We start from the raw sequence: 6,286 nt of genomic DNA on the forward strand, positions 1-6,286 counted from the left end.
AGGAGAGTTCAGCGTGAATGTATCAGTTGTGGGGATCCGTACTCCACTATGGGTGGAGAGAGAAAGTGGGCTTCGATGTCATCCCTAGTGGATGTGGCTGAGTTGGGTGAGCATTCCTTGACTTGGGCTTAAGTTATACCCTTGTCGGCATGAGTTTTGACGCTGTGGCCCACTCGGCCAGGTGATAGAACAGAGTCAAACCCAACAGCATTTGGGAGGTTTGTTGTCATGGCTACGTTGCAACCCAAAGTGACCCACCAGCTTTTGGCAGCCTTAGCCCTGTTTGCCTGTCTGGGCTTGTTGCCTGCTTGTGGCGAGAGCAGCAGCAGCACCGTCAGCCCCCCCAGCATCACCCCCACCCCCACCGGCTCATAATTCGGCTGGTTTTTGCATGCCCTTGCAGCGGTTGCCCAAGTTGGTTCAGCCTTGGGCTTTGAGGATCGCGGGGATCTTTTGTCTTTGTCTGCTGGCGGCCTGTGGAGGATCCCCTACCTCGATGGAGCCACCGCGGGCAGGGGAGGTGCCGATTGCCAGCTTCCTGTGCCGGCTGGATCGCCAGACCCGCAGCTTCACGGGGCCTATTTACGCCGAACAGCCCCAGGTTGCTACCTGCAACCCCGGTCGCCTTACGCCTGCAGCAGCCCAAAAGATGATGGATCGGCTGAATTTTCTACGGCTGTTGCACCAGTTACCGCCGGTGAAGCTCAATCCTCAGTTCCTAGAAGCCGCCCAGCAAGCGGCCTTGATGCAGGTAGCCAATGGTACTCTCAGCCACCAGCCGCCCCCTTCTTGGCGCTGCTTTACCCCTGCTGGGGAGGCGGGATCCCGCTTCAGCAACCTGGCGGTTGGGCCCATCCTAGAGCTGAACGGCCCCGATCCAGGCCGGGTGTTGGCGCGGCAGGTGGACATCTATTTTGCCGAGCCAGGTCGAGAAAACTTTGTGGATGTGGGGCATCGCCGCTGGAACCTGTATCCTCAGTACGCCCAGGGGGCCTACGGCATTGTCTTTGACCCACGGGCTGGACGGGTGACCCAGGCCAACGCCAACTGGATCTTCGGTTTTGACGAGTCGGTGCCAGATCCAGAGTTCATCGCCTTCCCGGAGAAAGACGGCTACCTCTACCGCCTAGAAGGGTTTTCCGGCCAGCCCCTGTCTGCCTACCGCTGGTCTTTCTCGGTGCCCAGCCGTGGCGGCAAGGCTGATCTCAGCCAAGCCCAAGTCCGCATCACCGATGCCCTCAGCGGCGAGCCGGTGCCTGTTGGAGATCTCCGCGTGGGGGATCCCGCCTTTGGCCTGGAAACTTTGACCTACTCCGTGGGTTCGATCCAGCCCAATCGCAACTACACCTTTGAAATTAGCGGCATTCGCCTCAACGGTGGCCCCCCCCGCAGCTACCGCTACACCACCGCTCTCTACGACTGCGATCCCCAAACTTCCCAACGGCCCGCACCCCTCACCGAAGGGCTGGGGATCCCGCCCCGTCTGCTCTGGCAGATGGAGCCTTTCAACTCTTTCAACCCTCTCAACTAGCTTTTCCTCACCCCCAGCCCCTTTCCCAAAGGGGAAAGAGGGGTCTGCTGCTCCTGGAAGCCTGACTTTATGCATAAAGCGCAATTCGAGAATGACAAAACTGCATAACCTGTTACAAAGTGTAACTGCCAATACCAAAGTTAACGGTTCGTCATCGCTAGGGTAGCCAGTGTTCACCCCACGGCAGCGATCATGGCGAACCAATTTGAACGCCTCAAAAGCGAAAAGGATGGGCTGGCGGTCAAGGCCGAGCTGGAGGCGTTTGCCCGGATGGGTTGGGAGAACATTCCTGAAGACGACCGGGATCACCGCCTCAAGTGGCTGGGGATCTTCTTTCGCAAGCGCACCCCAGGTCAGTTCATGCTGCGGCTGCGCCTGCCCAATGGGATCCTAACCAGCGGCCAAATGCGGATGTTGGGCGCAATCATCCACCCCTATGGAGAACAGGGCGTAGCCGACATCACCACCCGGCAGAACCTGCAACTGCGGGGCATCCCCATCGAGGAAATGCCCCAGATCCTGGGCTACCTGAAAGAGGTAGGCCTGACCAGCATCCAGTCGGGCATGGACAACGTGCGCAACATCACGGGATCCCCTCTGGCCGGTATTGACCCGGATGAGCTGATCGATGTGCGCGGCCTCACTCGCAAGGTGCAGGACATGATCACCAACAACGGCGAGGGCAACCCTTCCTTCAGCAACCTGCCGCGCAAGTTCAACATCGCCATCTGCGGTTGTCGCGACAACTCCGTGCATGCGGAGATCAACGACCTGGCCTTTGTGCCCGCCTTCAAAAATGGCCGCCTGGGCTTCAACGTCCTGGTGGGCGGCTTTTTCTCGGCTCGCCGCTGCGCCGAGGCTATCGGCCTGGATGTCTGGGTGGATCCCCGCGATGTGGTTCCCCTGTGTGAGGCGGTGCTGCTGGTCTACCGGGATCACGGCCTGCGGGCCAACCGGCAAAAGGCGCGGTTGATGTGGCTCATTGACGAGTGGGGCCTAGAGAAGTTCCGGGCGGCTGTGGAGCGCCAGACTGGCCACCCTCTGCTCAGGGCAGCGGAAAAAGATGAGGTGGTCTGGCACAAGCGGGATCTGCTGGGGGTGCATGCCCAGAAGCAGCCGGGCCTCAACTTTGTCGGCCTGCATGTGCCGGTGGGGCGGCTCAACGCCCTGGAGATGATGGAGCTGGCCCGCTTGGCGGAGGTGTACGGCTCCGGGGAGCTGCGGCTGACAGTGGAGCAGAACGTGCTCATCCCCAATGTGCCCGACTCCCGAGTGGCCCCGCTCCTCAAAGAGCCGCTCTTGAAGAAGTTCTCCCCCAACCCAGGGCCCTTGCAGCGGGGGTTGGTGTCCTGTACGGGCAACCAGTTCTGCAACTTTGCCCTTATCGAGACCAAAAACCGGGCTGTGGCCTTGATGGAGGAGCTGGAGGCGGAGCTGGAGATCCCCCAAACGGTGCGCATCCACTGGACGGGCTGCCCCAACTCCTGCGGCCAACCCCAAGTAGCCGATATCGGCCTTATGGGCACCACTGCTCGCAAGGACGGCAGGGTGGTGGAGGCCGTGGACATCTACATGGGGGGAGAGGTGGGCAAAGACGCCAAGCTGGGCGAATGCGTGCGCAAAGGGATCCCTTGCGAAGACCTCAAGCCGGTCTTGGTGGAGCTGCTCATTGAACACTTTGGGGCCAAGCCACGTCAGCATCCGTCCGCTGCCCAGGCTTCTGTTTTGGTAACCCGCTAGCGGTTCTGTTGCCGTCCTGAAAGTTTTTCTTTCTTCGTCGTTGTAAATCTTGGAGGTTTCGATGTCTAAGCTGTTCAGCACTTCCTCTCCCGTCTCCCGTCGGCAATTTTTGGCCGGGGTGGCTGCTCTCACGGCTGGGGCGGCTACGGCTGGGATCCCGCGCGCCCAATCGCAATCCTTGGGCAAAGGCTACTGGGTGGCGCAGGCCGATACTCCCGAAACCACCAGCGCCAAGCTGGGGTTCATCGCTCTAACCGACGCGGCCCCCCTGATCATCGCCAAAGAGAAGGGGTTTTTCGACAAGTACGGCATGAAGGACGTAGAGGTGGTCAAGCAGGCCTCTTGGGGCACCACCCGCGACAACTTGGTGCTGGGATCCGCCGCCGGCGGCATCGATGGGGCACACATCCTCACCCCCATGCCCTACCTCATCACCACCGGCAAAGTTACCGATGGCAAGCCGGTGCCTATGTACATTTTGGCCCGTCTCAATCTGGACGGTCAGGGCATCAGCATTTCCAACCAATATCGGGATTTGCAAATCGGCCTGGATAGTTCCCCCCTCAAGGCCAAGTTTGCCGAGCTTCGAGCTGCCGGCAAAGATCCCAAATGTGCGATGACCTTCCCTGGTGGCACCCACGACCTATGGATGCGCTACTGGCTGGCCGCAGGCGGGATCGATCCCACTAGCGACGTCTCCGTCATTGTGGTGCCGCCGCCGCAGATGGTGGCCAATATGAAATCCAGAACCATGGAAGCCCTCTGTGTGGGCGAGCCTTGGAATGCCCAGCTGGTGAACCAAAAAGAGGGGTATAGTGCCCTCACCACCGGCGAGCTGTGGAACGGCCACCCGGAAAAGGCCTTTGCCCTGCGGGCCGACTGGGTGGATGCGCACCCGAAAGCCACCCTTGCCCTGTTGAAAGCGGTGCTAGAAGCCCAGATCTGGTGCGACCAGATGGAAAACAAAGAGGAGATGTGTCGCATCATCGGCGACCGCCGCTGGCTGGGGGTGCCTGTGCCCGATATCTTGGGCCGTTCTCGGGGCACTTTTGACTACGGCACCGGCAAGGTCGTTGAAAACAGCCCCCACCTGATGAAGTTCTGGCAGGACTACGCTTCCTACCCCTTCAAGAGCCACGATCTCTGGTTCTTGACCGAAAACATCCGCTGGGGCTATCTGCCTGCCGACACCGATACCAAAGCCTTGGTGGAGCGGGTGAATCGGGAAGAACTCTGGCGAGAAGCTGCCAAAGCCATTGGTCAGGGGGCAGCCATTCCCCCCAGCACCTCTCGAGGAGTGGAAACCTTCTTCGACGGGGTGCAGTTCGATCCCGAAAATCCTGCCGCCTACCTGGAGAAATTGGCGATTAAGAAGCTGGCCTAATTTCCCAACTTTCCCCAGCAAGTTAGCTGCAAACCCTCTGTCCAGGAGAGAAGGGATCCCCGAATCCCCACAAAGAGTGTTCAACTGAAACCCCTTCTCTCTTGGGATCCTCTTAAGTTGACTTCAACCTTACTCCCAGCAAGCCATGAGGATTTTCCACTCTGCCCTACAGTTGGGCTACCACCTCTTTCGGATCCTGCTTCCCCTACTGGTTGGCCTAGGCCACTGGCTGCTGAAAACCAGCCCAGGCTTTGTTCTTCAGTCCAATGCCGGGCTCCACTCCCCGGCCAGCTCTGCATCTTCTTCTGCTTGGAGGCAGCGAGTCCAAATCCACCAAGTGCTGCGCCGCGTTCTTTTGCCCACCACGGCCATTTTAATAGTGCTCGTTCTCTGGCAAATTGCCTATAGCCGCCCCGGAGCCAACTTGCCCACCCCTCTCCAGGTTTGGCAGGACACCTGGGATCCCCTCATTAAAGATCCCTTTTTTGACTATGGCGGCAATGCCAAAGGGCTGTTCTGGCAAATTTGGGCCAGCTTGCGGCGGGTGTTCATTGGGTTTGCCCTGGCTGGCTTGGTGGGGGTTGTGGGCGGCATGATCATCGGGGTCAATCGCTGGCTGTACGAGGCTTTGGATCCCATTTTTCAGGTGCTGCGCACGGTGCCGCCTTTGGCCTGGCTGCCGATTTCTTTGGCTGCCTTTCGGGATGCCAACCCTTCCGCCATTTTCGTAATCTTCATTACGGCCCTCTGGCCCATTTTGATCAACACCGTTGTCGGCGTACAGCAGATCCCTCAGGACTACCGCAATGTGGCCAGAATTGTGCGCATGTCCGGCTGGAAGTACTTTTTCAAAATCGTTTTCCCGGCAACTGTGCCCTATATTTTCACCGGCTTGCGCATTGGGGTGGGCTTGTCTTGGCTGGCCATTGTGGCAGCGGAAATGTTGATTGGCGGTGTGGGCATTGGATTTTTCATCTGGGATGCCTGGAATAGCTCCCGCATCAGCGAAATCATTCTGGCTTTGATCTATGTCGGGATGGTGGGTCTTCTGCTGGATCGCATCACGGCTTGGATTGGCTCGCTGGTGGTGGCTGAGGATCGCTAAATGAGCTTGGCCGAGTTTTAGATTGGTTGCTGACAATTTCTCCATGCTCTCAGAAATCATCTCAGGGGAATCATGAAGACTCAGCCTTACATTGAAGTGGATCATGTCGACAAGGAATTTCTCCTCGACAACGGAGAGGTCTATCCTGTCCTGAAAGACATCCACCTGGAGATCCAAAAAGGGGAATTTGTCTCGCTAATTGGCCACTCCGGCTGTGGCAAATCGACCCTACTCAACATCATTGCTGGCCTGGAAAAGCCTTCCCGCGGAGGCATTCTCCTGGAGGGCCGACAAGTTACAGATCCCGGCCCAGATCGCATGGTGGTGTTTCAGAACTATTCCCTGCTGCCCTGGCTGACGGTGCGGGAGAACATTGCCCTGGCCGTGGACGAGGTGCTGGGATCCCTTCCCAAAGCAGAGCGAAGCCGGATTGTGGCAGAACACATTCGCCGTGTGGGGTTGCAGGGGGCAGCCGACAAGCGACCGGCCCATCTGTCAGGAGGGATGAAACAGCGAGTAGCCATTG

6 protein-coding genes are annotated in these 6,286 nt (G+C 58.7%); all 6 read left to right on the plus strand.

Features of this window, described 5'->3' with window-relative positions:
* Positions 1 to 228 precede the first annotated feature (228 nt).
* Positions 229 to 375, plus strand: a complete 147-nt coding sequence (locus NW818_RS03290) for a hypothetical protein (RefSeq protein ID WP_187147246.1) — start codon at positions 229 to 231, stop codon at positions 373 to 375.
* Positions 376 to 391: 16 nt separating this feature from the next.
* Positions 392 to 1,531, plus strand: a complete 1,140-nt coding sequence (locus NW818_RS03295) for a CAP domain-containing protein (RefSeq protein WP_414387799.1) — start codon at positions 392 to 394, stop codon at positions 1,529 to 1,531.
* Between the two features lie 192 nt (positions 1,532 to 1,723).
* Positions 1,724 to 3,271, plus strand: coding sequence for a ferredoxin--nitrite reductase (locus NW818_RS03300; RefSeq protein ID WP_414423819.1), 1,548 nt, complete (start codon positions 1,724 to 1,726; stop codon positions 3,269 to 3,271).
* Between the two features lie 61 nt (positions 3,272 to 3,332).
* Positions 3,333 to 4,655: a CmpA/NrtA family ABC transporter substrate-binding protein gene (locus NW818_RS03305; protein WP_414357819.1), complete on the plus strand. Its 1,323-nt coding sequence runs from the start codon at positions 3,333 to 3,335 to the stop codon at positions 4,653 to 4,655.
* Positions 4,656 to 4,800: 145 nt separating this feature from the next.
* Positions 4,801 to 5,760, plus strand: a complete 960-nt coding sequence (gene ntrB / locus NW818_RS03310) for a nitrate ABC transporter permease (protein ID WP_099834651.1) — start codon at positions 4,801 to 4,803, stop codon at positions 5,758 to 5,760.
* Between the two features lie 72 nt (positions 5,761 to 5,832).
* Positions 5,833 to 6,286, plus strand: a 454-nt coding sequence (locus NW818_RS03315) for an ABC transporter ATP-binding protein (protein ID WP_414423820.1), incomplete at its 3' end; no start/stop codon positions are given.

This window comes from Synechococcus sp. R6-5, assembly GCF_047461775.1.
In the GTDB taxonomy this organism is placed as follows: domain Bacteria; phylum Cyanobacteriota; class Cyanobacteriia; order Thermostichales; family Thermostichaceae; genus Thermostichus.

Bases quoted from the DNA above. Each gene is read 5' to 3' on its own strand.
- NW818_RS03295 (WP_414387799.1), top strand. From the start codon at position 392: ATGCCCTTGCAGCGGTTGCCCAAGTTGGTTCAGCCTTGGGCTTTGAGG.
- NW818_RS03290 (WP_187147246.1), top strand. From the start codon at position 229: ATGGCTACGTTGCAACCCAAAGTGACCCACCAGCTTTTGGCAGCCTTA.
- NW818_RS03305 (WP_414357819.1), top strand. From the start codon at position 3,333: ATGTCTAAGCTGTTCAGCACTTCCTCTCCCGTCTCCCGTCGGCAATTT.
- ntrB (WP_099834651.1), top strand. From the start codon at position 4,801: ATGAGGATTTTCCACTCTGCCCTACAGTTGGGCTACCACCTCTTTCGG.
- NW818_RS03300 (WP_414423819.1), top strand. From the start codon at position 1,724: ATGGCGAACCAATTTGAACGCCTCAAAAGCGAAAAGGATGGGCTGGCG.